Below are 22,498 nucleotides of genomic sequence, written 5' to 3'. Positions count from 1 at the left end.
AACGGCAGAACGCCGCGGATCGTCCCCGGTCCGCGGCGCAGGATCTCAAGTTTTCGAAAGGTTACGCCGCCTGGCGGCCCAGATGGGCCGCAACGGTCGAGACCCGCGAGCCGACCAGCTTGACGGCGCTGCGCAGTTCATCGCCGCTCACGCCGAAATGCCCGGCCCAGTAGGCGCGGTCATCGGGGCAGTGGATGTCGATGTGCTGCGCGAAGCGCGGCTTGAGAGCGTCCTGGGAAGCGGACATGATCGGTTCCTGAACTGTCGAGTGTACCAGTCACCGCTGGCACGGGACGCATCGCGTCATGTAACAGGAGAACGCTTGATTCTTGGAAAAGTTGCCGGCCCGGCCGCCGCACCGCTGCGGCAATCCTGCGCCCGAACGCTGGCGGGGGACGCGCGAGGCTGGTACCCGCTCCAGGCCTCGATTCCTCATCGGAAGGACCCGACCATGCGCCGTCCCGGCCCTGCACTCCTGCCCGCCCTCGCGGCCGTGATGCTCGCGAGCGTGCCGCTCGCCGGCCCCGCCACCGCCCGCGAGATGCCGACGACCGCCACGACGGCGCCGGCCGCGGCCCGAAAGGCCAACGTGGTGATCCTCGCCACCGGCGGTACCATCGCGGGTGCAGGCGCCGACGCCAGCAACAGCGCCACCTACCAGGCCGCCAAGGTGCCGGTGGACAAGCTGATCGCCGCGGTGCCGTCCTTGGGCGAGCTTGCCAACGTGCGCGGCGAGCAGGTGTTCCAGATCGCCTCCGAGAGCTTCACCAACGCGCAGCTGGTGCAGCTCGGCAAGCGGATCTCGGCGCTCCTGAAGCAGGACGACGTCGACGGCGTAGTGGTCACCCACGGCACCGACACCCTGGAGGAGACCGCGCTCTTTCTCGACCTCGTGGTGAAGAGCGACAAGCCGATCGTGGTCGTCGGCTCGATGCGGCCCTCGACCGCGATCTCGGCCGACGGCGCCCTCAACCTCGCCGACGCGGTCGCCACCGCGGCAAGCCCGGCCTCCCGGGGCAAGGGCGTGCTGGTGACGATGAACGACGAGATCCAGGCCGGCCGCGACGTGACGAAGCGCGTCAACATCAAGCCGAGCGCGTTCTTCAGCCAGTGGGGCCCGCTCGGCATGGTGGTCGAGGGCAAGACCTACTGGTTCCGCGCCCCCGTCAAGCGCCACGGCACGTCGTCGGAGTTCGACATCGACACGATCGATACCCTGCCAGAGGTCGCGATCGTCTACGGCTCGGGCAACATGAACCCGGCGCCCTACACCGCCGCCGTGCAGGCGGGCGCCAAGGCGATCGTGCATGCCGGCACCGGCAACGGCTCGGTGGCGGGCTACCTCGTCGATACGCTGAAGGACCTGCGCGCCAAGGGCACGATCGTCATCCGCTCCTCGCGCGTCGGCGACGGCTTCGTGCTGCGCAACGCCGAGCAGCCCGACGACCAGTACGACTGGGTCGTCGCCCACGACCTCAACCCGCAGAAGGCCAAGATTCTGGCCGCGGTCGCGCTCACCAAGACCAGCGACACCAAGGAATTGCAGCGGATCTTCTGGGAGTATTGAGCGAATTACCAAATTACTTTGCGTTCATTCCCATCCCTAGCCTCATCCTGAGGCGTCAGTCGATCTAAAATCGACTGACCTCGAAGGAGGGCTCCAGAGATCTCGACGATTTCTGGAGCCCTCCTTCGAGGCTCCCGCTGGTCGCACCTCAGGATGAGGTCGCAGGTGGGAGGCAAGCTTCGCGTCCAGTGGAACCCCAGCCATCGGACGCCGATGCCCTCCACTGAATCCCGACCCCCGATCATGGCACGGCCACCGCCCCCGTCGAGCCACGCGGGCAGCGCACCTCCGATGCGCGATCGAAGCTGGACAAGCCCCGGCCCGCCCTGCCACTCTCCCGCGAAATAACGTTTCGCAGGGTGGAAACTCCAATGATCAATGCGGATCTACGCGGGCGTCGCGTGCTCGTCACCGGCGGCGCCTCGGGCATCGGGCTCGCCGCCGTCACGCTGTTTGCCCGCTGCGGCGCCGAGGTGGCGCTCAACCACCTCGCCGATGATGCCCGCGGGCCCGATGCCGCCGCGCGGCTCTCCGCCGAGGGGCTGAAGGTCCGGGCGCTGCCCGGCACCGTCTCGGTGCCCGGCGAGGCCGAAGCCATGGTGGCGCGCGGGATCGACGCCCTCGGCGGCCTCGACGTGCTCATCAACAATGCCGGCACCCCGGCCACGACCACGCCGATCGCCTTCTCGGACCTCGACGCGATGACCGAGGAGTTCTGGCAGACGATCCTCGCGACCAACCTGATCGGCCCCTTCCGCTGTGCCCACGCGGCGGCGCCCGCCCTGCGCCAGGCCAAGGGCGCCATCGTCAACACCGCCTCGGTGGCCGGGCTCGGGCAGCGCGGCTCCAGCCTCGCCTATTCGGCGAGCAAGGCGGGGCTGGTGAACCTCACCCGCAGCCTCGCCCGGGCGCTCGCCCCGGAGGTCCGGGTCAACGCCGTGGCGCCGGGCCTGGTCGAGACGCCGTGGACGGAGCAATGGTCGGCCGAGCGCAAGGCCGAATCGGTGGCGCGCACCCTGCTGGCGCGGATGGCAAAGCCCGAGGACATCGCCCAGGCGATGCTGTTCCTCGCCGCCGGCGCTGCTTACGTCACCGGCGAGACCCTGGTGGTCGACGGCGGCATGCTCTGAAGCGGGAGGCACCCATGTCACGCAAGACCGTCATCACCTGCGCCCTCACCGGCTCGTTCGACACCGCCTCGAAGAACCCGGCGGTGCCGGTGAGCCCGCAGGCCATCGCGCAATCGGCCCTGGAGGCGGCGGGAGCCGGCGCGGCGATCGTCCACATCCACGTGCGCGACCCCGCCACGGCCAAGCCCAGCATGGAGCTGTCGCTCTACCGCGAGGTGGTGGAGCGGATCCGCGAGAAGAACGCCGACGTCGTCCTCAACCTCACCACCGGCGCGGGCGGGCGCTACGTCGCCGGCGATCCCGACCCGGCGGTCGCGGGCCCCGGCACCACGCTGGCCTCGCCGGAGGCGCGCACCCGGCACGTCACGGCGTTGCGTCCCGAGATCTGCACCCTCGACGTCGCGACGATGAATTTCGGCGAGCACGCCTTCATGAACACGCCCGCGCACCTGCGGGCGATGGCGGCGCTGATCCGCGAGGCTGGGGCGAAGCCGGAGATCGAGGTGTTCGACCTCGGCCAGATCGAGCTCGCCCGCCACCTCCTGGCGGAGGGGCACCTCGACTCGCCGCCGATGTTCCAGATCTGCCTCGGCATCCCGTGGGGCGCGCCGGCGACGCCCGAAACCCTGCTTCAGATGCGCGACCGCCTGCCCAGGGACGCGGTGTGGTCGGCCTTCGGTATCTCGCGGGCCGAGTTCCCGATGGTGGCGCTCGCCGCCACTGCCGGCGGACACGTCCGGGTCGGGCTCGAGGACAACCTCTACCTGTCGCGCGGGCAGCTCGCCCCGAGCAACGCCGCCCTGGTCGAGAAGGCCGTGAGCCTGCTGGCCCATCTCGACTGCGTCCCCGCCAGCCCGGCCGAGGCGCGGACGATCTTCGGGCTCTCGGCGTGATCCGGTCGCGTGGCTGAGCGCCACGCACGCTGATCCGTCAGCGTGGCCTTTCGGCCACGCTCGCGGATCGTTTTCCTGTCGCGGCCGCCCTCGCCCTACATGTCGATCGACGAATCCGGCCCCGCTCGCGGGTGAAAGGCCGGAATCGGCGCACGTTGCAGTTCCGCCTTAAAGATTCCGCAGACGGCGGCCCTGTAGCGTCGCCCCACGGGCAGGCATGGATTGCCGGTAATGGGAGCCGCGGCGGCCCGACGTCCCGAGGCCTGCGGCTCCGAGGGAGTGTAGTTCGATGATCGGAAGCGGTTACGGGAGGGCCCTGATCGCCGCGGGTCTCGCGGTGCTGGCCGGCGGCGCTCAAGGAGCGCAATGCGGCAACTCGGCCGCCGGGTTCGAGGCCTGGAAGCGGGAATTCGCCGACGAGGCCCGCGGGCGCGCCAGCCCCGCCGCCATCTCGGCCCTGATGGGCACCTCGTACTCGTCGGCGACCATCGCGGCGGACCGGGGCCAGAAGAGCTTCAAGCTCTCCCTCGATCAGTTCATGGCCAAGCGCGGCGCCGCGTCGATCATCTCCCGCGGCCGGGCGATGAAGCGCTCGCAAGGCGCGCTGTTCGACTCGATCGAGCAGCGATACGGCGTGCCGCCGGGCCCGCTGCTCGCGATCTGGGGCATGGAGACGGCGTTCGGCGCCGTGAAGGGCAACGTCAACACCCTCTCGGCGGTGGCGACCCTGGCCTATGATTGCCGCCGCTCGGCCTACTTCACCGACCAGCTCTACGCGGCCCTGACCCTGGTCGACCGCGGCGTGCTGAGCCCCAGCACCCGCGGCGCCGCCCACGGCGAGATCGGCCACACCCAGTTCCTGCCGAAGAACGTGCTGAACTACGGCACCGGCGGCAGCCTCGACAACGCCTCGGTCGCGCTGAACTCGACCGCGAACTTCCTCAAGGCCCATGGCTGGCGCGCCGGCGCCGGCTACCAGCCCGGCGAGCCGAACTTCGCGGCGATCCAGGGTTGGAACGCCGCCTCGGTCTACCAGCGCGCCATCGCGATCATCGGCGCGAAGATCGACGGCGAATGATCGCGACGTGAGCACAGGGCCTCCGGGAGTTCCGGCTTCCGGGGGTCGAAGCAACCTCGATGGAACGCGCGGAGAGGCGTGCACTGCGTCTCGTCCCACCCGCGACCTCATCCTGAGGTGCCGCGTGAAACGAGCCTCGAAGGAGGCCTCCTTCGAGGCCAATGACCTCCGGTTGGCCGGCACCTCGGGATGAGGCCGCGGGCAGACCAGGGTGCCCGGACCGGGTCTCGAACTACCGTCAGCCCCGCGTCGCCCGATCCGACGGCCCACCGCGACCGATCCGCGGCAGGTCGCTCGCGCCGCTGCCCGGCACCACGACGAGGCGGCGGACCTCGCCGCGCAGGAAGGCCTGCAGGAAGCGGTCGTAGTTGCGGAACGAGACGCAGCCGTTCGAGGCGCCGCTCGGGCCCAGCATGTAGGTATGGGCGAGGAGCCCGACGCGGTTGTGGATGGCGCCGCTGCCGCCGACCGGGTTGAGCCGGATCGCCCGCACGCCGTGGAACAGCGCCTCGCGCTCGGTGAGGTCGTAGGTGCCGGGCGGCGTGGCGCCGCGCATCTTCAGGTGGACGTTGCGCGGATCGTCCATGTGCGGCCCGAGGCCGGAATGCGCCTCGAGCGACTCGCCGCTCGGCAGGGTCACGGTGCGGGCGCTGATGTCGTAGACCGCGATGCCGGGGCTGGCGCTCAGGCGCGGGCGCGGGCTCGGATCGAGGCCGCCGGGAGCCGCGTAGGCGAGGGTCTGCGACGGGGCGCTCGTTCCCCCGCCTCCGAAGATCCGGTCGAACAGCGACGGCTCCTCCGGCAGCGCCGCCTTGAACACGCTCTGGGTCGAGGCCATCGCCTGGACCGGGCGCCGCGGCACGCGGGTCGCCAGCACGGTCGGCGCGGGCCGCAGCTCGGGCGGGCGCGGCACCGGCAGGGGAACGGCGACGAGCGGCGTGGTGGCGGGCTGCACCGCGGCCGAGGGCTCGGCTGCGGCCGGGTCGGCCTCGGGGCGCAGGGCCGCGAGCGGGGAGAGGTCGCGGTCGACGAGGGCCGCCGGTGCGGCCCCGGCGAGGCGCTGCGGCCCCGGGACCGGGATCGCGGCCGCAGCGAGCGGGTTCGCCTCGACCGGGGCCTCGCGGGTGAAGCCCGCCGCGTCGCGCCCGTAGGTCGGCAGCGGCGCGAGCATCCAGCCGAGCTCGGCCGGGGAGATGCGGGCCTCGCGCAGTCCCGGGCCTTCGGGCGCAGCCGGACCCGCCGCGAGGCCCGCCACCGGCGGTCGGGCCTCCTCGCGCGGCATCAGACCGGCGGCGGCCCCGATGCCGCCGAGCAGCGCGGCGATGCCGAGGAGCCGCCGGTTGCGACGGCGGCGGCGGAGGGAGCCCGGGGCGAGGCGACCGGACGAATACGCGACGAGGTCCATGCGGCCTGTACTCGATGGCTTGTCCCGCACGGACCCGCCCGGCCGGCCGCCGACGCGCGAGCGCAGGACGGGCCGGTGAGTTCGGCCGTTTAGGAAAGGATCAACCTTAAGCCCTCGTATTGAGCGGCCTCTTGGTTAATCCCGACTAAATGACCTCGGCAGAATTAAAAGAATTCGTGGCACGCTGATGGCGGGCAGGCCCGAGCCTCGGGCGGGGCGGGAGGATCGCGGCCGCACGACGTCCCTGCGCAGGGCGCGACGGGTTGTCAGGGGATGAATCGCGGGTGTGGGTGCAAGCCCCGCCACGCCGGAGGTGCGCCCTCCGGCGGTCGGGGTGCGATTATCCGGGCAGGACATGCATCCCGGCGACGTCCGCTTCGCCTGGTTGCTGGAAGAGGCCTCGATCGCCGGGAGACCACCTCGCGCGTCGCTCGCGACGGGGGCCGGCGCCTGCGAGGAAGGCCTCCCGTCCCGGGATCACCATCTCCGCCTGGCCCGGTCCCGCCGCCAAGCCTGCTCGGCCCGGACGCAGCCTGGAACGCCGATGCGGCGGCCCATCCCCCACCTCGTCCGCGCCCTGCCGTCGGGGGGAAAGTCCGCGAATCGGGATGCGTGAACACGCCGGCTGCCCGCGGGGAGAGAGGACACCCGCGCCGTGATCGTGTTCGGGCCGCCCTACGCCACCAACCCGCCCACCGGCCGCAACGCCTCGGTCCCCGGGAACACGCTGCGGCCGAGGACCGCCGGCGACAGCCCGAACAGGTCCGCCGCCACCCCCTTGGCGACCGCCCGCACGTCGGTGGTCGGGGCGAGGTCGCGGCCCTCGTGGAGCTGGGCTGGGCCGAGGCCCGGCCAGTCGGCCAGCACCCGGCCGCCGCGCACCGCGCCGCCGAGGAGGAACGCCACCGTGCCGGTGCCGTGATCGGTGCCGGTGGTGCCGTTGACCCGGGCGGTGCGGCCGAACTCGGTGACGACGAGCACCGCGGTATCGGCCCAGCGCGGGGCCAGGATCTCGGAAAAGGCTGAGAAGACGCCGTCGAGGCCGCCGAGCAGACCGGCGAGGCGGCCGGTGGCGCCGCCCTCGTCGGCGTGGGTGTCCCAGCCGTCGAGGGCGAGCGCCGCGATGCGCGGTCCGTCATCGGCGGCGATCAGCCGGGCGGCGCCCTCGGCGATGCCGCGCACGCCGCCCGCGCCCTTCGGCCCGCCCTTCGCCAGGGCATCGGCATCGAGGCCGCGGGCGAGGGAGGAGGCGAGCGCCGGATCGCGGGCCTCGTAGAGGCCGAGCACCCGGCGGGCGAGCTCGTCGCTCGCCCGCGGCAGGCGCGGCGGCGCCCAGCCGAGGACCGGGGCCGGACCGCGCAGGATCAGGGGCGGCACCACCCCGACGCCGAGAGCGGTGCGGGGCGCGACGCCCTCCCCCGCCGGCAGGGCGGCGACAAGGCGGTTGAGCCAGCCGCTCGCGGTGTGGCCCGGTCCGGGCTGGCCGCTCTCCAGCACGTCCTGCCCGTCGAAATGCGAGCGCTCGCGGTAGCCGGTACTCGCGGCGTGCACCACCATCGCCTGGCGGGCGGCGTAGAGCCGCGCGAAGGTCGGCAGCGCCGGATGCAGGGCGAAGAAGCCGTCGAGGGGGAGCGCCGCCCCCGGCCCGTCGCGGGTGAGCGCGATGCGGGGGCGAAGATCCGCGTAGGCCGGATCGCCGAGGGGCGCCACCGCCGAGAGCCCGTCGAGGGCGCCGCGCAGGATCACCACGACGAGGCGGGCGTCACGGGCGCCCGGCGCCGCGTAGGCGGTGCGCGGAATCGCGCCCCAGGCGAACAGGGCCCCGGCGGTGCCGAGGATCGCCCGGCGGCTCGGATGGGCTTGGCAGAGATCGCTCATCGGGACGTCCTCGTGGGTTTCACCGCCGCTGGAATTCGGGGGCCATCAGCACGAGGGCGATGGCCTGCGCCCGGCTCTCGGCCCGGCGGATCGCCGTGCGGGTCTCGTCGGTCGCGAGCGGCCCGAGCACGGCGTCGGCGAAGGCGGCCGGGTCGGTGCCGGCGGCGAGCTGGCCGGTCCGGGCGGCGAGGTCGAGGCGGGCGTGCAGGCCCTCCGGCGAGGCCCAGGCCTCGGCCTCGTCGGGATAGCCGTTCGGCGCCGGCGCCGACCAGTACGGCTGGCCTAGCGCCGCGAGCGCGCCCATCACCATCCGGGGATCCGGCGCGAGGGAGAGGCCGCGCATCGCCGCGACCACGAATTCCTGCGGCGAGCGGATCTTGCGCTGCACTGGGTCCCAGGCCTCCGGCGCCTCGACGAGCGCCAGCGCCACCCGCGACAGGTCCCCGTCCTGGTCGAGGAAGGTCCGGGCGAGGCGCGCCACCAGGGCGGGAGGCGGATCGTCGGCGACGAAGTGGCGGGCGAGCCGCAAGGCGACGTGGCGGGCGGTCGCGGGGTGGCCTGCGAGGTCGTCGAGGGCCATGCGCAGCTGCTCGGGCCCGACGTCGAGATAGGTTCGGCCGAGGAGCGTCACGGCGCCGGGCTCGTGGGCGCCTCGCCGGAAGGTGGTCGTGCCGGGCAGGCCCTCGGCATTGCCGTCGCGCTGGAGCGACCAGCCGGTGAGGATGCGGGCGAGCGCCGTCACGTCGGCTTGCGTGTAGCCGCCATCCGCCCCGAGGGTGTGCAGCTCCAGCAGCTCGCGGCCGAGATTCTCGTTGAGGCCCTTGCCCTGGCGCTGGCCCGCCGGCGAGTTCGGGCCGACCGAGGCGACGTTGTCGAGGTAGATCAGCATCGCCGGATGGGTGGCGGCGGCGAGCAGCAGGTCGCGAAAGCGGCCGAGCACGTGCGGGCGGATCGCCTCGCGCTCGAAGGCGCCGGCGCTGACCCGCAGGCGCGGCCCCCGCGCCGCCGAGACGGTGAAGTGGTTGGCCCAGAACCAGACCAGGCGCTCGACGACCCCGAGGGGGGCGTGTTGCGCCAGGGCGAGGCGGGCGGCCACCTCGGCCCGGTAGACGCGCTCCTGGATTGGCGGCGCCGGCGGGCCCTCCGGCATCGGCGCGTCCGGATTGCCGGCCCGGGCGAGCTTGCGGCCCTGCTCCTCGCTCTGGAGGGCGGTGAGCAGGGTCGGGGCGGGGGCGAGGTCCGGCCCGCCCGGCAACGGGACGGTGCCGGCCAGGATCTCGCGGCGCAGGGCCTCCTCGACCGGCTCCTCGCGCGCGAGGTCGCCCGGCCGGGCGCCGAGCCCGAACCGCCCGAGGCCGAGCGCCGTCCGACGCGGATCGACCGCCATGCCCGTGCCCTCCCCTTTCGTCAGCCACCATGACGCGCCGGCATGACACGCTCTGCGGGCTTAACCGATGCTGAGCGGGAGATGACGGTTTCGTAAGGTGAGCCCGGCTCGACGGGCGGTGACCGAGGCGATAGGGTGCGCCGACCTCGCGTGACTGACGCTGGAGATGGGGCACCATCGGGGAGCGCGGGCGATCGGAGCCGCGCGTCTGGGCATCCTCCTGCAAGGGAACGGCGATGCCTGACCTCGGCAACCTCCTGGCCTTCGCGGCGATCGCGCTCGGCATGGCCCTGACGCCCGGGCCGAACATGATCTACCTGATCTCGCGCTCGATCTGCCAGGGCAGCAGGGCGGGCCTCGTCTCGCTCGGCGGCGTCGCCCTCGGCTTCGTCGTCTACATGCTGTGCGCGGCGCTCGGCCTCACCGCGCTCGTCCTCGCGGTGCCTTACGCCTACGACGCGATCCGGTTCGGCGGCGCGCTCTACCTGCTCTGGCTCGCCTGGCAGGCCGTCCGGCCCGGCGGCCGCTCGCCGTTCCAGGTCAAGGACCTGCCGCAGGACGGCCCGCGCAAGCTTTTCCTGATGGGCTTCCTGACCAACCTGCTCAACCCGAAGATCGCGGTCGTGTACCTGTCGCTGCTGCCGCAATTCATCGATCCGGCGGCCGGCGACGTACTCGGCCAGGCGCTGGTGCTTGGCACGGTACAGATCGCCATCAGCGTCCTGGTCAACGCGACGATCGCGGTCTCGGCCGGATCGATCGCGCTGTTCCTGGTCCGGCGGCCGTCCTTCGCGGTGGTCCAGCGCTGGGTGATGGGAACGGTGCTGGCCGCCCTCGCCGTCCGGATGGCGACGGAGGCCCGGCGCTGAGGCGCCGCTCAGCGCCGGGCGCTGCCCGCCAGAGCCAGCAGCCGGTCGCAATCGACATGCGCCTCGAGGTGGTCGGCGAGCCGGTCGAGCACGCGCTCGATCACCGCCTCGTAGGCCTCCGGCCCCGGCGCGGCACCGAGGCGGGAGAGCCATAGGCCCCGCTGGCCCTCGTCGGCGAACAGGCCGTGGACGTAGGTGCCGCAGACGAGCCCGTCGGCCGAGACCGCGCCGTCGGGGCGCCCGTCGGCGAGGCGCAGGAGCGGCCGGGCAGCGTCGGGCCCGTCGGTCTCGCCGACATGCATCTCGTAGCCGGTGAACGGGGTCTCGTCCGGCAAGCTCACGCCCGTCGCCGCGGCGAGCCGCTTCTCGGCGGTCAGCACCGTCGCGACGTCGAGGAGGCCCAAACCCGCCACCGTGCCGGGCGGTCCCTCGATGCCGCGCGGGTCGCTCAAGGTGGTGCCGAGCATCTGGTAGCCGCCGCACAGGCCGAGCACCCGCCCGCCGCGGCGGCGATGGGCCAGGATGTCGATGTCCCAGCCCTGCTCGCGCAGGAAGGCGAGGTCGGGGATCGTGGTCTTCGAGCCCGGCAGAAGCACGAGGTCGGCCTCGGCGGGAATCGGCTGGCCGGGCTCGACCAGCACAACGCTCACCCTGGGCTCGGCCCGCAGGGGATCGAGGTCGTCGAAATTGGCGATGCGAGGCAGGACCGGCACCGCCACGACCTTGCCGCCGGGCCGCTCGGCGCCCTTCAATCCCAGCACGTCCTCCGCCGGCAGGCGCGCGGCCTCGGGAAAGTGCGGGATCAGCCCCAGCGCCTCCCAGCCGGTGCGCTCCGCGATCAGGCTCATGCCGTCGGAGAACAGCGCGGGATCGCCGCGGAAGCGGTTGACGAGGAAGCCGCGCACCATCGCGGCATCCTCCGGGTCGATCACGGCCCGCGTGCCGACGAGGCTCGCGATCACCCCGCCGCGGTCGATGTCGCCGAGCAGCACCACCGGCGTGCCGGTGGCGCGGGCAAACCCCATATTGGCGATGTCGCCCCGGCGCAGGTTGACCTCTGAGGCCGAGCCGGCGCCCTCGACCAGTACCAGGTCGGATTCCGCCCGCAATCGCCCAAAGCTCTCGACCACCGCCGCGAGGAGCCGCGGCTTCCAGGCCTGGTACTCGCGCGCCCGCGCGGTGCCGACCATCCGCCCCTGCACCACCACCTGCGAGCCGGTCTCGCTCTGGGGCTTGAGCAGCACCGGGTTCATGTGCACCGAGGGCGCCACCCCGGCGGCCCGGGCCTGGAGCGCCTGCGCGCGGCCGATCTCGCCACCATCACTGGTGACGGCGGCGTTGTTCGACATGTTCTGCGGCTTGAACGGCCGCACCCGCAGGCCCCTTCGCGCGAAGGCACGCGCGAGACCGGCGACGATCAGCGACTTGCCGACGTCCGAGCCGGTGCCCTGGATCATCAGGGCCCTGGCCCCCTCTCCTTCGGGCATGGCGCCTCACCCCCACGTCGACCGCCCTGTGCGGCAGCGCACGGAAAAAATTCGGAAACCCGGCCGGTCCGCGGCCAGGTGTGGCGCGGCGGTCATAGGCGCCCGGTCACGCTCAAGCTAGCCTGCGGCCACAATTTCGCTCAACCGGGGCGTCCTCCAGTGCTCAAGAAGTTCATGCTCGCCGGCGCCGCCACGTCGCTCCTCGCCGGGGCGGCCTCGGCCGCAGACCTGCCGCGCCGCGTCGCCCCGCCGCCGGTCTTCACGCCGGTGCCGGTCTTCACCTGGACCGGCTTCTACGCCGGCCTGCACACCGACTACACCTTCACCGACCGCCAGCGCATCACCACGATCGGCAACGACCTCGTGCCGACCAACACGATCGGCAACGTCGCGACCCTGCGTCGCCCGCCGGTGGTCCGCAACGAGCAGGACGGCCTCGCCAACATCGGCGGCGGCTTCGGCTACAACTACCAGTTCACGCCGGGCTCGGGCTTCGTGGTCGGCGTCCAGGCCGACTGGGCCTGGACCGACATCCACAAGAACACCTTCTACCTTGGCCCGCAGCTCGCCGCGAACGGCGGCTTCCCCGACCCGAGCGCCTTCCGTCAGGAGCTGTCCTGGCTCGGCACCGTCGTCGGCCGCGCCGGCTACGCCTTCGATCGCCTCTTCGTCTACGGCATGGGCGGCTTCGCCTATGGCGGCGTCGACTACCGCGCCAACTTCTACACCACGGCCGGCGCCACCCCGCCGCTGGCGCTGGCCTATACCGGCCGCTACAACGACATCGCGACCGGCTACGCCTATGGCGGCGGCATCGAGTACGCCCTGCCGACCGACTCGTTCCTGGCCCGCTACAGCCTGCTGGGGCTGCTGGGCATCCAGTCCCAGGCCGTGACGATCAAGGCGGAGTACCTGCATTACGACCTCGGCAGCCGCAACGTGCAGGTGAACAACACTGCGCTCCTGGTGAACGGCGGCGTCGGCGCCCAGCCGCGCGGCTCCTACACCTCGCGCTTCACCACCGAGGGCAACCTCGTCCGCGCCGGGTTCAGCTACAAGTTCAACGGCCTCTGATCCTCGGATCGGCTGAGCCGGCATCGGCGGGCCGCACAGGCCCGCCTCTCTCGACGGCCGCGGGGCAGATGCCCGGCGGCCGTTTTTCGTTGCCGGACGGGTTGCAACGGTCGGCGGGCGATCGCGTCGGGGGCCGATACCGGGGAGCGATCCATTCCGCAGGAGAGAATCATGCAGGACGAGCCCGTCCGCGCAGCGGTCGTCCGTCGCGCCGTCCCGGGTGACGCGGAGGCGCTGGCCGGGCTGATCGGCCAGCTGGCCGCGCATCACGGCGACCGCGCGACGACCGATGCGGATAGCCTGCGGGCCGACCTGTTCGGGTCACTCCCCTGGGCCACCGCCCTGGTGGCGGAGGATGCGGGAAAACTCGTCGGCTACGCTCTGCTCGTGCGTCTGTACCGCGGACAATACGCGGCCCGCGCCCTGGACCTGCACCATCTCTTCGTCGTGCCCGAGGCGCGGAACGCGGGCATCGGGCGAGCCCTGGTGCGGGCCGCGCGGGCGGAGGCCGAGGCACAGGGGTGCGACCGGCTGATGGTCGGCACCCATCCCGACAACCGCCGCGCGCAATCCTTCTACCGGACGCTGGGTTTCGCGGACCGCCCGCCTGGAGGTCCGCAATTCGAGCTTCCGCTCGGCGGGGATCGGGTCGTCGTGCGGGAGCCGTCCTGACGTCGCAATTCAGAGCACCAATAGGACGCGCGGCGACAGCGGCGAATTCCTCGTCTACTCCCGCCCCGCCTCGCGCAGGTGGCGCACGATGCCCGAGAAGTCGGTGCCCCCCTGCCCCGCCGCCTCGAAGGCGGCGTAGATCGCCTCAGCGTGGGCCCCGAGCGGCGTCGCGGCGCCGGCATCCGCGGCGGCCTCCTGCGCCAGGCGCAGGTCCTTCAGCATTAGGGCGGCGGCGAAGCCCGGCTTGTAGTCGTTGTTGGCCGGCGAGGCCGGGACCGGGCCGGGAACCGGGCAGTAGGTGGTCAGCGACCAGCACTGGCCCGACGAGGTCGAGGCGACGTCGAACAGAGCCTGGTGCGACAGGCCGAGCTTTTCGGCCAGCACGAAGGCCTCGGCGACGCCGATCATCGAGATGCCGAGGATCATGTTGTTGCAGATCTTGGCCGCCTGGCCGGCACCGGCCTCGCCGCAATGCACCACCTTGCGGCCCATCTTCGCGAGCACCGGCTCCGCGCGGGCGAAGGCCTCGGGAGTTCCGCCCGCCATGAAGGTCAGGGTCGCGGCCCTGGCGCCGCCGACGCCGCCCGAGACCGGCGCATCGAGGCCCGCGAGCCCCTTGGCGCGCGCCTTCTCGTGCGCCCCCCGGGCGCTGGCGACGTCGATGGTCGAGCAGTCGATCATCAGGGCGCCTGGCGCGACGTGCGGCAGCACCGCGTCGTAGACCGAGAGCACGTGACGGCCCGCCGGCAGCATGGTGACGACGATCTTGGCTCCCGCCACCGCGGCCTCGGCACTCGACGCCACCGCGACGCCGGCGGCGCGGGCGGCGTCGAGCGCCTCCGGCACCAGGTCGAAGCCCGTCACCGCGTGACCCGCCGCGACGAGGTTGGCGGCCATCGGCCCGCCCATGTTGCCGAGGCCCAGGAAGGCGATCTGCGTCATCGTTGTATTCCTTCTTGCCCTATGGTTGGTTGAACCGCCTGCGGAGCATCCGTACATCCATGGCAGAGCGCTTCAGCTGGGATGAGCGGAAGGCGGCATCGAATCTGCGCCGTCACGGCATCACTTTCGAAACCGCGCTGAAAGCTTTTCGGGACCCCTTCGCCGTCGAGCAGATCGACGACAGGGAAGCCTACGGAGAGGAGCGCATCAACATGCTCGGCATGTGCGACGGCGTCATCCCGTTCGTGACCTATACTGAGCGAGGCGAGGCGATCCGGCTGATCTCCGCGCGACGGGCAGAGCGACATGAGCGAGACCATTATTTCCGCGAGAATTCGCCCTGACGGCACCATCGTGCGGTGCCATCCGGATGGAAGCGAGGCGCCGTTCGCACCGACACCGCCGCGACCGATGACCGACGCGGACGTCGCAGCCGCTGCGGCGACCGATCCCGACGCGCAACCGACCACTCCAGACGGCTTGGCCGGCGCCCGACGCCTGCCCCGCATCCGAACCTTGCGGCGGGCCCTCGCGCTGACCCAGAAGGAGTTCGCCGCACGCTACCACATCCCGCTCGATACCCTGCGGGACTGGGAGCAGGGCCGTACCGTCCCCGACCAGCCCGCCCAGGCCTATCTCACGGTCATTGCGCACGATCCCGAGGGGGTCCGCCGGGCCCTCGCGGCGCGCCTGGCGTGACGCAGCCACGTCTCAGCTCCCCACCAGACCCCGCGCCACGATCACCCGCATGATCTCGTTGGTGCCCTCCAGGATCTGGTGCACCCGCAGGTCGCGGACGATCTTCTCGATCCCGTATTCCGACAGGTAGCCGTAGCCGCCGTGGAGCTGGAGCGCCTCGTTGGCGACCCGGAAGCCGGTATCGGTGGCGAAGCGCTTGGCCATCGCCGAGCGCTGGGTCGCGTCGGGGTCCTTCCGGTCGAGGCTGGCTGCCGCGCCGTAGAGGAGCGCGCGGGCGGCCTCGAGCTCGGTCGCCATGTCGGCGAGGCGGAATTGCAGCGCCTGGAACGAATCGAGCCGCTTCCCGAACGCCTTGCGCTCGGCCATGTAGGCGAGGCTCCTGTCGAGGGCGGCCTGCGCGCCCCCGAGCGAGCAGGCGCCGATGTTGAGCCGTCCGCCGTCGAGCCCCGCCATGGCGATGCGGAACCCGATCCCCTCCTCGCCGAGGCGGTTCTCGACTGGCACCCGGCACTCCTCGAAGATCACCTGGCGGGTCGGCTGGGCGTTCCAGCCCATCTTGCGCTCGTTCGGCCCGAAGGACAGGCCGGGCGCGTCGGAGGGCACCACCAGGGTCGAGACGCCCTTCGGCCCCGCCTCGCCGGTGCGCACCATCGTGACGTAGAGGTCGGCGGCGCCGGCGCCGGAGATGAACTGCTTGGCGCCGTTGAGGACGTAATGGTCGCCCTCGCGCCGGGCGGTGGTGCGGAGCGCCGCGGCGTCCGAACCCGAGCCCGGCTCGGTCAGGCAATAGGCCGCGACCGTGTCCATCCGGCAGAGCGAGGGCAGGAAGCGCTCGCGCTGGGCGTCCGAGCCGAACCTGTCGATCATCCAGGCGGCCATGTTGTGGATCGACAGGAACGCCGCGACCGTCGGGCAGCCGAGGCTCAGGGCCTCGAAGATCAGCGCGGCGTCGAGCCGGGTCAGCCCCGAGCCGCCATGCTCCTCCGCGATATAGATCCCGCCCATGCCGAGGCTTGCTGCCTCCCGCAGCACGTCGAGGGGGAAGTGCTTGCGCTCGTCCCAGTCGAGGGCATGCGGCGCGATCCGCTCGGCCGCGAAGCTGCGCGCCATGTCGCGGATGGCGACCTGGTCCTCGGGCAGGGTGAACAGGGTCATGGCGGCTCCTCCGAACTTCTCTCCTCCCCCTTGTGGGGAGGAGCCGGAGGTGGGGGTGGTGCCGGATGAGGCTCAGTGGTGCCTCCTGAACCACCCCCACCCCTGACCCCTCCCCACAAGGGGGAGGGGAAATGGTGCTTACTGCATCACCGGCATCGAGAACTGCGCGCCTTCCTTCACGCCCGACGGCCAGCGCTGCGTGACCGTCTTGGTCTTGGTGTAGAAGCGCACCGCGTCCGGCCCGTGCTGGTTGAGGTCGCCGAAGCCCGAGCGCTTCCAGCCGCCGAAGGTGTAGTAGGCCAGCGGCACCGGGATCGGCACGTTGATGCCGACCATGCCGACCTGCACCTTGGCGGCGAAGTCGCGCGCCGCGTCGCCGTCGCGGGTGAAGATCGCGACGCCGTTGCCGTATTCGTGCTCGTTGGGCAGCCGCAGGGCCTCGGCGTAGTCCTTGGCCCGCACCACCGACAGCACGGGGCCGAAGATCTCCTCCTTGTAGATCCGCATCTCCGGCGTCACGTGGTCGAATAGGCAGCCGCCCATGTAGAAGCCGTTCTCGTAGCCCTGCATCCTGAAGGCCCGGCCGTCGACCGCGAGCTTGGCGCCCTCGTTGACGCCGATCTCGACGTAGTTGCGCACCCGCTCCAGCGCCGCCTTCGTCACCAGCGGGCCGTAATCGGCGCTCGGGTCGGTCGAGGGGCCGATCTTCAGGCTCTCGACCCGCGGGATCAGCTTGCTCATCAGCGCGTCGGCGGTCTTCTCGCCGACCGGCACCGCCACCGAGACCGCCATGCAGCGCTCGCCGGCCGAGCCGAAGCCGGCGCCCATCAGGGCATCGACGGCCTGGTCCATGTCGGCGTCCGGCATGATGATCATGTGGTTCTTGGCGCCGCCGAAGCACTGGGCGCGCTTTCCGGTCGCGGTCGCCCGGGCGTAGACGTACTGGGCGATGTCGGAGGAGCCGACGAAGCCGACTGCCTGAATGATGTCGTCGTCGAGGATCGCGTCGACCGCCTCCTTGTCGCCGTTGACGACGTTGAGGATGCCGGCCGGGAGCCCGGCCTCGATCATCAGCTCGGCGAGCCGCATCGGCACGCCCGGGTCGCGCTCCGACGGCTTGAGGATGAAGGCGTTGCCGCAGGCGATGGCCGGCGCGAACTTCCACATCGGGATCATCGCCGGGAAGTTGAACGGCGTGATGCCGGCGACCACGCCGAGCGGCTGGCGCATCGAGTAGATGTCGATGCCGGGGCCGGCGCCTTCCGTGTACTCGCCCTTCTGGAGGTGCGGGATGCCGCAGGCGAACTCCACCACCTCGACGCCGCGCTGGATGTCGCCCTTGGCGTCGGGAATGGTCTTGCCGTGCTCGCGCGCCAGGAGGTCGGCGAGGCTGTCCATCTCGCGGGCAACGAGGTCGAGGAAGCGCATCATCACCCGCGCGCGGCGCTGCGGGTTGGTGGCGGCCCACGCCACCTGCGCCTTGGCGGCGTTCTCGATGGCGGCGCGCATCTCGTCCCGGCTCGCCAGCGCCAGGCGCCCGATCACCTCGCCGGTCATCGGCTGGTAGATGTCGGAATACCGGCCCGAACGGCCGGGAACGTGCTCGCCGCCGATGAAGTGCCCGACTTCGCGCGCCATGAGGGATCCTCCCTGGATCGATCGTGTGTTGGGGCCACCTTGCCCTGGCGAACCGCATAGCGGAAGGGGCGTGGGAGCGGAACGGGTGTGCGCGGATGCGGGAACCGGATGGGCCGAGAGGCGACGTGTGGGACGATTACCGGTTCGTGCTGGCGGTGCACCGGGCCGGCACGGTCTCGGCGGCCTCGCGCCGGCTCGGGGTCGACCACGCGACGGTGATCCGGCGCATCGACCGGCTGGAGCGGCGCCTCTGCGAAAAGCTCTTCCATCGCCGCGCCTCCGGCTACACCGCGACGCAGGCGGGCCTCGCGCTGGTCGCCACCGCCGACGCGATCGAATCGGCGATCATCCACGGCGAGGCGGCGATCGGCCGCGCGGGCTCGGGGCTCGTCGGCACGGTACGGATCGGCGCGCCGGACGGATTCGGCAGCGCCTTCCTGGCGCCCCGCCTCACCGCGCTCATCGAGCGCCATCCCGAGCTCGACATCGAGCTCGTCGCCACAGCCCGGCTGTTCAGCCTGTCGAAGCGCGAGGCCGACATCGCGATCGGCCTGAGCCTGCCGCCGGAGGGCCGCATCGTCGGGCGCAAGCTCACCGACTACACGCTCAAGCTCTACGCCGCCCCGGCCTATCTCGCCCGGCACCCGCCGATCGCCGAGCGCCGCGACCTCGCCGGTCACCGCTTCATCGGCTACATCGACGAATTGCTGTACTCGCCGGAACTCGACTACCTGCACCAGGTGGCGCCCGGCGCCGGCGCGCGGCTGCGCAGCGCCAACCTGAACGCGCAGTTGCAGGCGACGGTGGCGGGTCTCGGCCTGGCGGTGCTGCCCTGCTTCATGGCCTCCGGGCGCCCGGACCTCGTCTGCGTGCTGCCGGACGAGATCACCCTCACCCGCAGCTTCTGGCTGATGATGCACGCCGACAGCCGCGACCTCGCCCGCATCCGCGCGGTGGCGGAGCACATCTACGCGGTGGTGGAGGCGGAGCGGGAGTTGTTCGCCCCCGGGGGGTGAGGCTGCCTCGCACATCGCGCAACGCGCGTCAGAGAGCAGGCCGCGCCGGACCTTGCCTCAAGCTCCGCCCCTTTCCCGGACGATCGGAGCGACAGCGGAGGGAGATCCGGGATCCAGCACGAGAACTCGCGAAGCGACCGCCTGTCTGCAACGTTGCAAGAGGCAGAGCCGCTTCGCGGCACTTCTCTCCTGGATCCCGGATCTCCTTCCGCTTCGCTCCAGTCGTCCGGGAAAGGGCGGAGGTGCTGATCGAAGGCGGCTCTGCGGCACAGGCCGGACGCCTTACACCGGATGCCACCACCGCCCGCGCAGCACCACGCCCTCCGAGGTGATCCGCCGGTTCCCCGTCATGTGCTCACCGAGCACGTCGACGTAGTCGAACTCGCCCTCGCGCACGGCCAGCACCGTCGCGTCGCCGAGCGAGCCGACCTTCAGGCTGCCGTACTCCATGCGCTGGAGCGCCACCGCGGCGTTCACCGTCGAGGCGGCGATGACCTCGTTCAGGGACATGCCGAGGCAGAGCATCTTCGACATCGTGGTGACCTGGTCGAAGGCCGGGCCGTCGATGCAGAGCGCGTGGACGTCGGACGAGATCGTGTCCGGCAGGAAGCCGCCGGCCATCATGGCGCGGGCGGTCTTGAACGCGAAGGAGCCCTTGCCGTGGCCGATGTCGAACAGGATGCCGCGCGCGCGCGCCTCGCGCACCGCCGGCTTCACCGCGCCCTGCGCCGTCACCGGCGAGTTCGGGAACGGCCGGAAGGCGTGGGTGAGCACGTCGCCGGGACGCAGCATCGCCAGCACCGCCTCGTAGCTCGGCGGCGGCTCGTCGATATGGGCCATCAGCGGCAGGCCGGTTTCCTCCGCGACCTGGAGGGCGATCTCCAGCGGCGCCGTCCCTTGCGTGCCCGAGGCGTGGGCGCCGACCCGGACCTTGATGCCGATGACGACGTCGCGGTTGGCCTCGGCCACCGCCACCGCCTCTCGGGGCGCCATCAGGCGCATGTCCTGGCTCTCGCCGACCATCACGGTCTTCGAGAAGCCGTAGATGCCGGCGAACGAGACGTGCAGGTAGGCGAGGATGCGGGCCTCGGACCGCTCGATCACGTGCTTGCGGAAGCCCGGAAAATTGCCGGGCCCGGCGCTGCCGGTATCGACCGATGTGGTGACGCCGGACAGCCGGCAGAACTCGTCGGCGTCGATCCCGAGCGAGGTGCCGCCCCAGTAGACGTGGGTGTGCAGGTCTATGAGGCCCGGGGTGACGATCGCCCCGTTCATCTCGCGCACCACCGTGCCCTCCCCCGCCGGCAGGTCGCGGCCGAAGCCCGAGACGCGACCGTCGCGGAAGGCGACGTCGGCGATGCCGTCGTGGTTCTGCGACGGATCGATGATGCGGGCGCCCCGCAGGATCAGCTCGTGCTGCATGGTTTCTTCCTTCTCGAACGGGGGCGAAGCACAGGTCAGGCGGCCTGCGCCGGCGTGGCGGCGCCGTCGAGGTGGCAGGCGGCGAAATGATGGTCGGCGCCGACCGGGTCGAGCCGCGGCTCCTCGGTGCGGCAGCGCTCGAAGGCGTGCGGGCAGCGGGTGTGGAAGCGGCAGCCGCTCGGCGGATCGATCGGGCTCGGCACGTCGCCGCGCAGCACGATGCGGGTGCGTCCGGCACCGGGCTCGGGGATCGGCACGGCGGAGAGCAGGGCCTGGGTGTACGGGTGCCGCGGCGCAAGGAAGATGTTTTTCCGCGGGCCGATCTCGACGATCTTGCCGAGATACATCACCGCGACGCGATGGGTCATGTGCTCGACGATGGCGAGGTCGTGCGAGATGAACAGCAAGGCCAGGTCCAGCTCGCGCTGCAGGTCCTGGAGCAGGTTGACGATCTGCGCCTTGACCGAGACGTCGAGCGCCGAGACCGCCTCGTCGCAGATGATCAGGTCCGGCTCGGCGGCGAGCGCCCGGGCGATGCCGATGCGCTGGCGCTGGCCGCCGGAGAACTCGTGCGGAAACCGCGACAGGGCCTCCCGCGGCAGGCCGACACGCTCCATCAGGGCGGCAAGGCGCCCGTCGAGATCGGCGCGATTCTTCGCGAGGCCGAAATTGCGGATCGGCTCGGCCAGGATGTCGCGCACCCGCATCCGCGGGTTGAGCGAGGAGAACGGGTCCTGGAACACCATCTGGATCCGCCGGCGCAAGGGACGCAGCGCACCGGCCGAAAGGTCGTCGATGCGCTTGCCGCCCAGCACCACCTGGCCGGAGGTCGGCGGGAACAGCCGCATCAGGCTGCGGGCGACCGTCGACTTGCCGCAGCCGGACTCGCCGACGAGGGACAGGGTCTCGCCCTTCTCCAGGGTGAAGGAGACGCCGTCCACCGCCTTCAGGCTGCGGGCATTGCGGCCGAGGAGGCCGCCGCCGAGGGTGAAGTGCTTGCGCAGGTCGTTGACGGCGAGCAGGGGCTGGCTCACGCGGCGAGCGCGTCCTTCGGCGCGTAGTGGCAGGCGGCGAGGTGGCCCGGCGCCTTCGGCTCCAGGGCCGGCGCGTGGCTGCGGCAGAGGTCGGTGACGGACGGGCAGCGGCCGGCGAAGACGCAGCCGTCGATGCGGGTCTTCAGGCTCGGCACCATGCCGGGGATCTCGGCGAGCCGCTGCGGCGCACCCGGCAGCTCGGCGGCACCGAGCCGCGGCACCGCGCCCATCAGGCCGCGCGTGTAGGGGTGGCGTGGTGCGCGGAAGAGGTCGCGGACCGCCGCCTCCTCGACCTTGCGGCCGGCATACATGACGACCACCCGGTCGGCGACCTCCGCCACCACGCCGAGATCGTGGGTGATGAGCATGATCGCCGCGCCGACCCGGCGCTTGAGGTCGCGCATCAGGTCGAGGATCTGGGCCTGGATCGTCACGTCGAGCGCCGTCGTCGGCTCGTCGGCGATCAGGAGCTTGGGCGAGCAGGCGAGCGCGATGGCGATCATCACCCGCTGGCGCATGCCGCCCGACAGCTGGTGCGGGTATTCCCGCACCCGCCGCCGCGGCTCCGGGATGCCGACGAGGGCCAGCATCTCGACCGCCCGCTCCTCGGCCTGCTTGCGCGACAGGCCCTGGTGCAGGCGCAGGGTCTCGCCGATCTGGCGGCCGACGCTGAGAACCGGGTTAAGCGAGGTCATCGGCTCCTGGAAGATCACACTGATGGCGTTGCCGCGGATGCGGCGCATCTCGCGCTCGGGGACCTGGAGGAGGTCGCGGCCCTCGAACCGGATCGCGCCGGCGAGCCGCGCCGGCGGCTCGGGCAGGAGCCGCAGGATCGACATCGAGGTCACCGACTTGCCGCAGCCGGATTCGCCGACGATCGCCAGGGTCTCGCCGGACCGGATCGCGAAGGACACGCCGTCGACGGCGCGGTTGACCCCGTCGGGGGCGCGGAAATGAACCTGGAGGTTCTCGACGGAGAGGAGCGTCATGGGCGTCGTCTCCGGGGGAGGTTCTCGGACAGGAACAGGATGTGACGATCCCCGGACCTGCCACCCTCCGCGTCATCCCGGGGCTCGGCGCAGCCGAGAACCCGGGATCCATAACCGCTGACGGAGCAGGATGAGGTGGATCGCGTTCCGGTCTCTTCCAGGA

Annotated in this window: 21 protein-coding genes and 1 riboswitch; of the genes, 10 read left to right on the top strand and 11 right to left on the bottom strand. The window is 71.8% G+C overall.

Annotated features, from left to right (window positions below; all coding sequences use genetic code 11):
* Positions 1 to 61 precede the first annotated feature (61 nt).
* Positions 62 to 247 carry a DUF3606 domain-containing protein gene (locus ACS5PV_RS25535; RefSeq protein WP_455398152.1) on the bottom strand — a complete coding sequence of 62 codons (186 nt, stop codon included), beginning with the start codon at positions 245 to 247 and terminating at the stop codon, positions 62 to 64.
* Between the two features lie 204 nt (positions 248 to 451).
* Here ACS5PV_RS25535 and ACS5PV_RS25530 point away from each other — a divergent pair, with 204 nt between their 5' ends.
* From ACS5PV_RS25530 to ACS5PV_RS25515, 4 genes are all read left to right on the top strand, one after another.
* Positions 452 to 1,567 carry an asparaginase gene (locus tag ACS5PV_RS25530; RefSeq protein WP_455398151.1) on the top strand — a complete coding sequence of 372 codons (1,116 nt, stop codon included), beginning with the start codon at positions 452 to 454 and terminating at the stop codon, positions 1,565 to 1,567.
* A 371-nt stretch (positions 1,568 to 1,938) separates the two neighbouring features.
* Positions 1,939 to 2,697 (top strand): SDR family NAD(P)-dependent oxidoreductase, encoded by a 759-nt coding sequence (locus ACS5PV_RS25525; RefSeq protein WP_455398150.1) that lies wholly within the window; start codon positions 1,939 to 1,941, stop codon positions 2,695 to 2,697.
* Between the two features lie 14 nt (positions 2,698 to 2,711).
* Positions 2,712 to 3,590 carry a 3-keto-5-aminohexanoate cleavage protein gene (locus ACS5PV_RS25520; RefSeq protein WP_455398149.1) on the top strand — a complete coding sequence of 293 codons (879 nt, stop codon included), beginning with the start codon at positions 2,712 to 2,714 and terminating at the stop codon, positions 3,588 to 3,590.
* A gap of 289 nt (positions 3,591 to 3,879) precedes the next feature.
* Positions 3,880 to 4,668 (top strand): lytic murein transglycosylase, encoded by a 789-nt coding sequence (locus ACS5PV_RS25515; RefSeq protein ID WP_455398148.1) that lies wholly within the window; start codon positions 3,880 to 3,882, stop codon positions 4,666 to 4,668.
* A gap of 238 nt (positions 4,669 to 4,906) precedes the next feature.
* Here the strand turns inward: ACS5PV_RS25515 and ACS5PV_RS25510 are convergent, their stop codons facing one another.
* The 3 genes from ACS5PV_RS25510 to ACS5PV_RS25500 form a co-directional block, all read right to left on the bottom strand.
* Positions 4,907 to 6,073 carry a tlde1 domain-containing protein gene (locus ACS5PV_RS25510; protein ID WP_455398147.1) on the bottom strand — a complete coding sequence of 389 codons (1,167 nt, stop codon included), beginning with the start codon at positions 6,071 to 6,073 and terminating at the stop codon, positions 4,907 to 4,909.
* A gap of 675 nt (positions 6,074 to 6,748) precedes the next feature.
* Positions 6,749 to 7,951 (bottom strand): DUF1501 domain-containing protein, encoded by a 1,203-nt coding sequence (locus ACS5PV_RS25505; RefSeq protein ID WP_455398146.1) that lies wholly within the window; start codon positions 7,949 to 7,951, stop codon positions 6,749 to 6,751.
* A gap of 19 nt (positions 7,952 to 7,970) precedes the next feature.
* Complete coding sequence (locus ACS5PV_RS25500) at positions 7,971 to 9,338, bottom strand: DUF1800 domain-containing protein (protein ID WP_455398145.1); 1,368 nt, start codon at positions 9,336 to 9,338, stop codon at positions 7,971 to 7,973.
* 140 nt (positions 9,339 to 9,478) lie between these two features.
* A riboswitch (ZMP/ZTP riboswitch) is annotated at positions 9,479 to 9,559 on the top strand.
* A 15-nt stretch (positions 9,560 to 9,574) separates the two neighbouring features.
* Here ACS5PV_RS25500 and ACS5PV_RS25495 point away from each other — a divergent pair.
* A complete protein-coding gene (locus ACS5PV_RS25495; protein ID WP_455398144.1) occupies positions 9,575 to 10,207 on the top strand; it encodes a LysE family translocator in 633 nt (210 codons plus the stop codon).
* Positions 10,208 to 10,215: 8 nt separating this feature from the next.
* On the opposite strand, the gene ACS5PV_RS25490 is transcribed toward ACS5PV_RS25495, so the two are convergent.
* Positions 10,216 to 11,664, bottom strand: coding sequence for a cobyric acid synthase (locus tag ACS5PV_RS25490; protein ID WP_455398167.1), 1,449 nt, complete (start codon positions 11,662 to 11,664; stop codon positions 10,216 to 10,218).
* A 189-nt stretch (positions 11,665 to 11,853) separates the two neighbouring features.
* On the opposite strand from ACS5PV_RS25490, the gene ACS5PV_RS25485 reads away from it, so the two are divergent.
* Both ACS5PV_RS25485 and ACS5PV_RS25480 read left to right on the top strand, forming a co-directional pair.
* Positions 11,854 to 12,768 (top strand): outer membrane protein, encoded by a 915-nt coding sequence (locus ACS5PV_RS25485; RefSeq protein WP_455398143.1) that lies wholly within the window; start codon positions 11,854 to 11,856, stop codon positions 12,766 to 12,768.
* 171 nt (positions 12,769 to 12,939) lie between these two features.
* Positions 12,940 to 13,440: an N-acetyltransferase family protein gene (locus tag ACS5PV_RS25480; RefSeq protein ID WP_455398142.1), complete on the top strand. Its 501-nt coding sequence runs from the start codon at positions 12,940 to 12,942 to the stop codon at positions 13,438 to 13,440.
* A gap of 54 nt (positions 13,441 to 13,494) precedes the next feature.
* Here the strand turns inward: ACS5PV_RS25480 and mmsB are convergent, their stop codons facing one another.
* Positions 13,495 to 14,382 (bottom strand): 3-hydroxyisobutyrate dehydrogenase, encoded by an 888-nt coding sequence (gene mmsB, locus ACS5PV_RS25475; protein WP_455398141.1) that lies wholly within the window; start codon positions 14,380 to 14,382, stop codon positions 13,495 to 13,497.
* A gap of 59 nt (positions 14,383 to 14,441) precedes the next feature.
* Between mmsB and ACS5PV_RS25470 the strand changes: the two genes are divergently transcribed.
* Together ACS5PV_RS25470 and ACS5PV_RS25465 are read left to right on the top strand one after the other, a co-directional pair.
* Positions 14,442 to 14,726 (top strand): BrnT family toxin, encoded by a 285-nt coding sequence (locus ACS5PV_RS25470; protein WP_455398140.1) that lies wholly within the window; start codon positions 14,442 to 14,444, stop codon positions 14,724 to 14,726.
* Positions 14,689 to 15,081, top strand: a complete 393-nt coding sequence (locus ACS5PV_RS25465) for a helix-turn-helix domain-containing protein (protein ID WP_455398139.1) — start codon at positions 14,689 to 14,691, stop codon at positions 15,079 to 15,081. The genes ACS5PV_RS25470 and ACS5PV_RS25465 overlap by 38 nt, the downstream gene beginning before the upstream one ends.
* 12 nt (positions 15,082 to 15,093) lie before the next feature.
* On the opposite strand, the gene ACS5PV_RS25460 is transcribed toward ACS5PV_RS25465, so the two are convergent.
* A complete protein-coding gene (locus ACS5PV_RS25460) occupies positions 15,094 to 16,236 on the bottom strand; it encodes an isobutyryl-CoA dehydrogenase (RefSeq protein ID WP_455398138.1) in 1,143 nt (380 codons plus the stop codon).
* Between the two features lie 138 nt (positions 16,237 to 16,374).
* Positions 16,375 to 17,874, bottom strand: a complete 1,500-nt coding sequence (locus ACS5PV_RS25455; protein ID WP_455398137.1) for a CoA-acylating methylmalonate-semialdehyde dehydrogenase — start codon at positions 17,872 to 17,874, stop codon at positions 16,375 to 16,377.
* Between the two features lie 95 nt (positions 17,875 to 17,969).
* Here ACS5PV_RS25455 and ACS5PV_RS25450 point away from each other — a divergent pair, with 95 nt between their 5' ends.
* Complete coding sequence (locus tag ACS5PV_RS25450; RefSeq protein WP_455398136.1) at positions 17,970 to 18,890, top strand: LysR family transcriptional regulator; 921 nt, start codon at positions 17,970 to 17,972, stop codon at positions 18,888 to 18,890.
* A gap of 282 nt (positions 18,891 to 19,172) precedes the next feature.
* Here ACS5PV_RS25450 and ACS5PV_RS25445 read toward each other — a convergent pair whose 3' ends face one another.
* The 3 genes from ACS5PV_RS25445 to ACS5PV_RS25435 are packed head-to-tail and all read right to left on the bottom strand — an operon-like array spanning position 19,173 to position 22,335.
* Entirely contained in the window at positions 19,173 to 20,312 is a 1,140-nt protein-coding gene (locus ACS5PV_RS25445) for an amidohydrolase/deacetylase family metallohydrolase (protein ID WP_455398135.1), read from the bottom strand.
* Between the two features lie 35 nt (positions 20,313 to 20,347).
* Complete coding sequence (locus ACS5PV_RS25440) at positions 20,348 to 21,346, bottom strand: ABC transporter ATP-binding protein (RefSeq protein WP_455398134.1); 999 nt, start codon at positions 21,344 to 21,346, stop codon at positions 20,348 to 20,350.
* Complete coding sequence (locus ACS5PV_RS25435; protein ID WP_455398133.1) at positions 21,343 to 22,335, bottom strand: ABC transporter ATP-binding protein; 993 nt, start codon at positions 22,333 to 22,335, stop codon at positions 21,343 to 21,345. Before ACS5PV_RS25435 ends, ACS5PV_RS25440 begins: the two co-directional genes overlap by 4 nt.
* Between the last annotated feature and the right edge of the window lie 163 nt (positions 22,336 to 22,498).

Source organism: Methylobacterium sp. Gmos1, assembly GCF_053764715.1.
Note: the sequence above shows the minus strand (reverse complement) of the source record. Positions and strands in the feature narration are given on the sequence as shown.

What these genes read in the sequence shown, in the direction of transcription:
- ACS5PV_RS25535 (WP_455398152.1), bottom strand. Translation starts at nt 247, where the DNA reads ATGTCCGCTTCCCAGGACGCTCTCAAGCCGCGCTTCGCGCAGCACATC.
- ACS5PV_RS25530 (WP_455398151.1), top strand. Translation starts at nt 452, where the DNA reads ATGCGCCGTCCCGGCCCTGCACTCCTGCCCGCCCTCGCGGCCGTGATG.
- ACS5PV_RS25525 (WP_455398150.1), top strand. Translation starts at nt 1,939, where the DNA reads ATGATCAATGCGGATCTACGCGGGCGTCGCGTGCTCGTCACCGGCGGC.
- ACS5PV_RS25520 (WP_455398149.1), top strand. Translation starts at nt 2,712, where the DNA reads ATGTCACGCAAGACCGTCATCACCTGCGCCCTCACCGGCTCGTTCGAC.
- ACS5PV_RS25515 (WP_455398148.1), top strand. Translation starts at nt 3,880, where the DNA reads ATGATCGGAAGCGGTTACGGGAGGGCCCTGATCGCCGCGGGTCTCGCG.
- ACS5PV_RS25510 (WP_455398147.1), bottom strand. Translation starts at nt 6,073, where the DNA reads ATGGACCTCGTCGCGTATTCGTCCGGTCGCCTCGCCCCGGGCTCCCTC.
- ACS5PV_RS25505 (WP_455398146.1), bottom strand. Translation starts at nt 7,951, where the DNA reads ATGAGCGATCTCTGCCAAGCCCATCCGAGCCGCCGGGCGATCCTCGGC.
- ACS5PV_RS25500 (WP_455398145.1), bottom strand. Translation starts at nt 9,338, where the DNA reads ATGGCGGTCGATCCGCGTCGGACGGCGCTCGGCCTCGGGCGGTTCGGG.
- ACS5PV_RS25495 (WP_455398144.1), top strand. Translation starts at nt 9,575, where the DNA reads ATGCCTGACCTCGGCAACCTCCTGGCCTTCGCGGCGATCGCGCTCGGC.
- ACS5PV_RS25490 (WP_455398167.1), bottom strand. Translation starts at nt 11,664, where the DNA reads ATGATCCAGGGCACCGGCTCGGACGTCGGCAAGTCGCTGATCGTCGCC.
- ACS5PV_RS25480 (WP_455398142.1), top strand. Translation starts at nt 12,940, where the DNA reads ATGCAGGACGAGCCCGTCCGCGCAGCGGTCGTCCGTCGCGCCGTCCCG.
- mmsB (WP_455398141.1), bottom strand. Translation starts at nt 14,382, where the DNA reads ATGACGCAGATCGCCTTCCTGGGCCTCGGCAACATGGGCGGGCCGATG.
- ACS5PV_RS25470 (WP_455398140.1), top strand. Translation starts at nt 14,442, where the DNA reads ATGGCAGAGCGCTTCAGCTGGGATGAGCGGAAGGCGGCATCGAATCTG.
- ACS5PV_RS25465 (WP_455398139.1), top strand. Translation starts at nt 14,689, where the DNA reads ATGAGCGAGACCATTATTTCCGCGAGAATTCGCCCTGACGGCACCATC.
- ACS5PV_RS25460 (WP_455398138.1), bottom strand. Translation starts at nt 16,236, where the DNA reads ATGACCCTGTTCACCCTGCCCGAGGACCAGGTCGCCATCCGCGACATG.
- ACS5PV_RS25455 (WP_455398137.1), bottom strand. Translation starts at nt 17,874, where the DNA reads ATGGCGCGCGAAGTCGGGCACTTCATCGGCGGCGAGCACGTTCCCGGC.
- ACS5PV_RS25450 (WP_455398136.1), top strand. Translation starts at nt 17,970, where the DNA reads ATGCGGGAACCGGATGGGCCGAGAGGCGACGTGTGGGACGATTACCGG.
- ACS5PV_RS25445 (WP_455398135.1), bottom strand. Translation starts at nt 20,312, where the DNA reads ATGCAGCACGAGCTGATCCTGCGGGGCGCCCGCATCATCGATCCGTCG.
- ACS5PV_RS25435 (WP_455398133.1), bottom strand. Translation starts at nt 22,335, where the DNA reads ATGACGCTCCTCTCCGTCGAGAACCTCCAGGTTCATTTCCGCGCCCCC.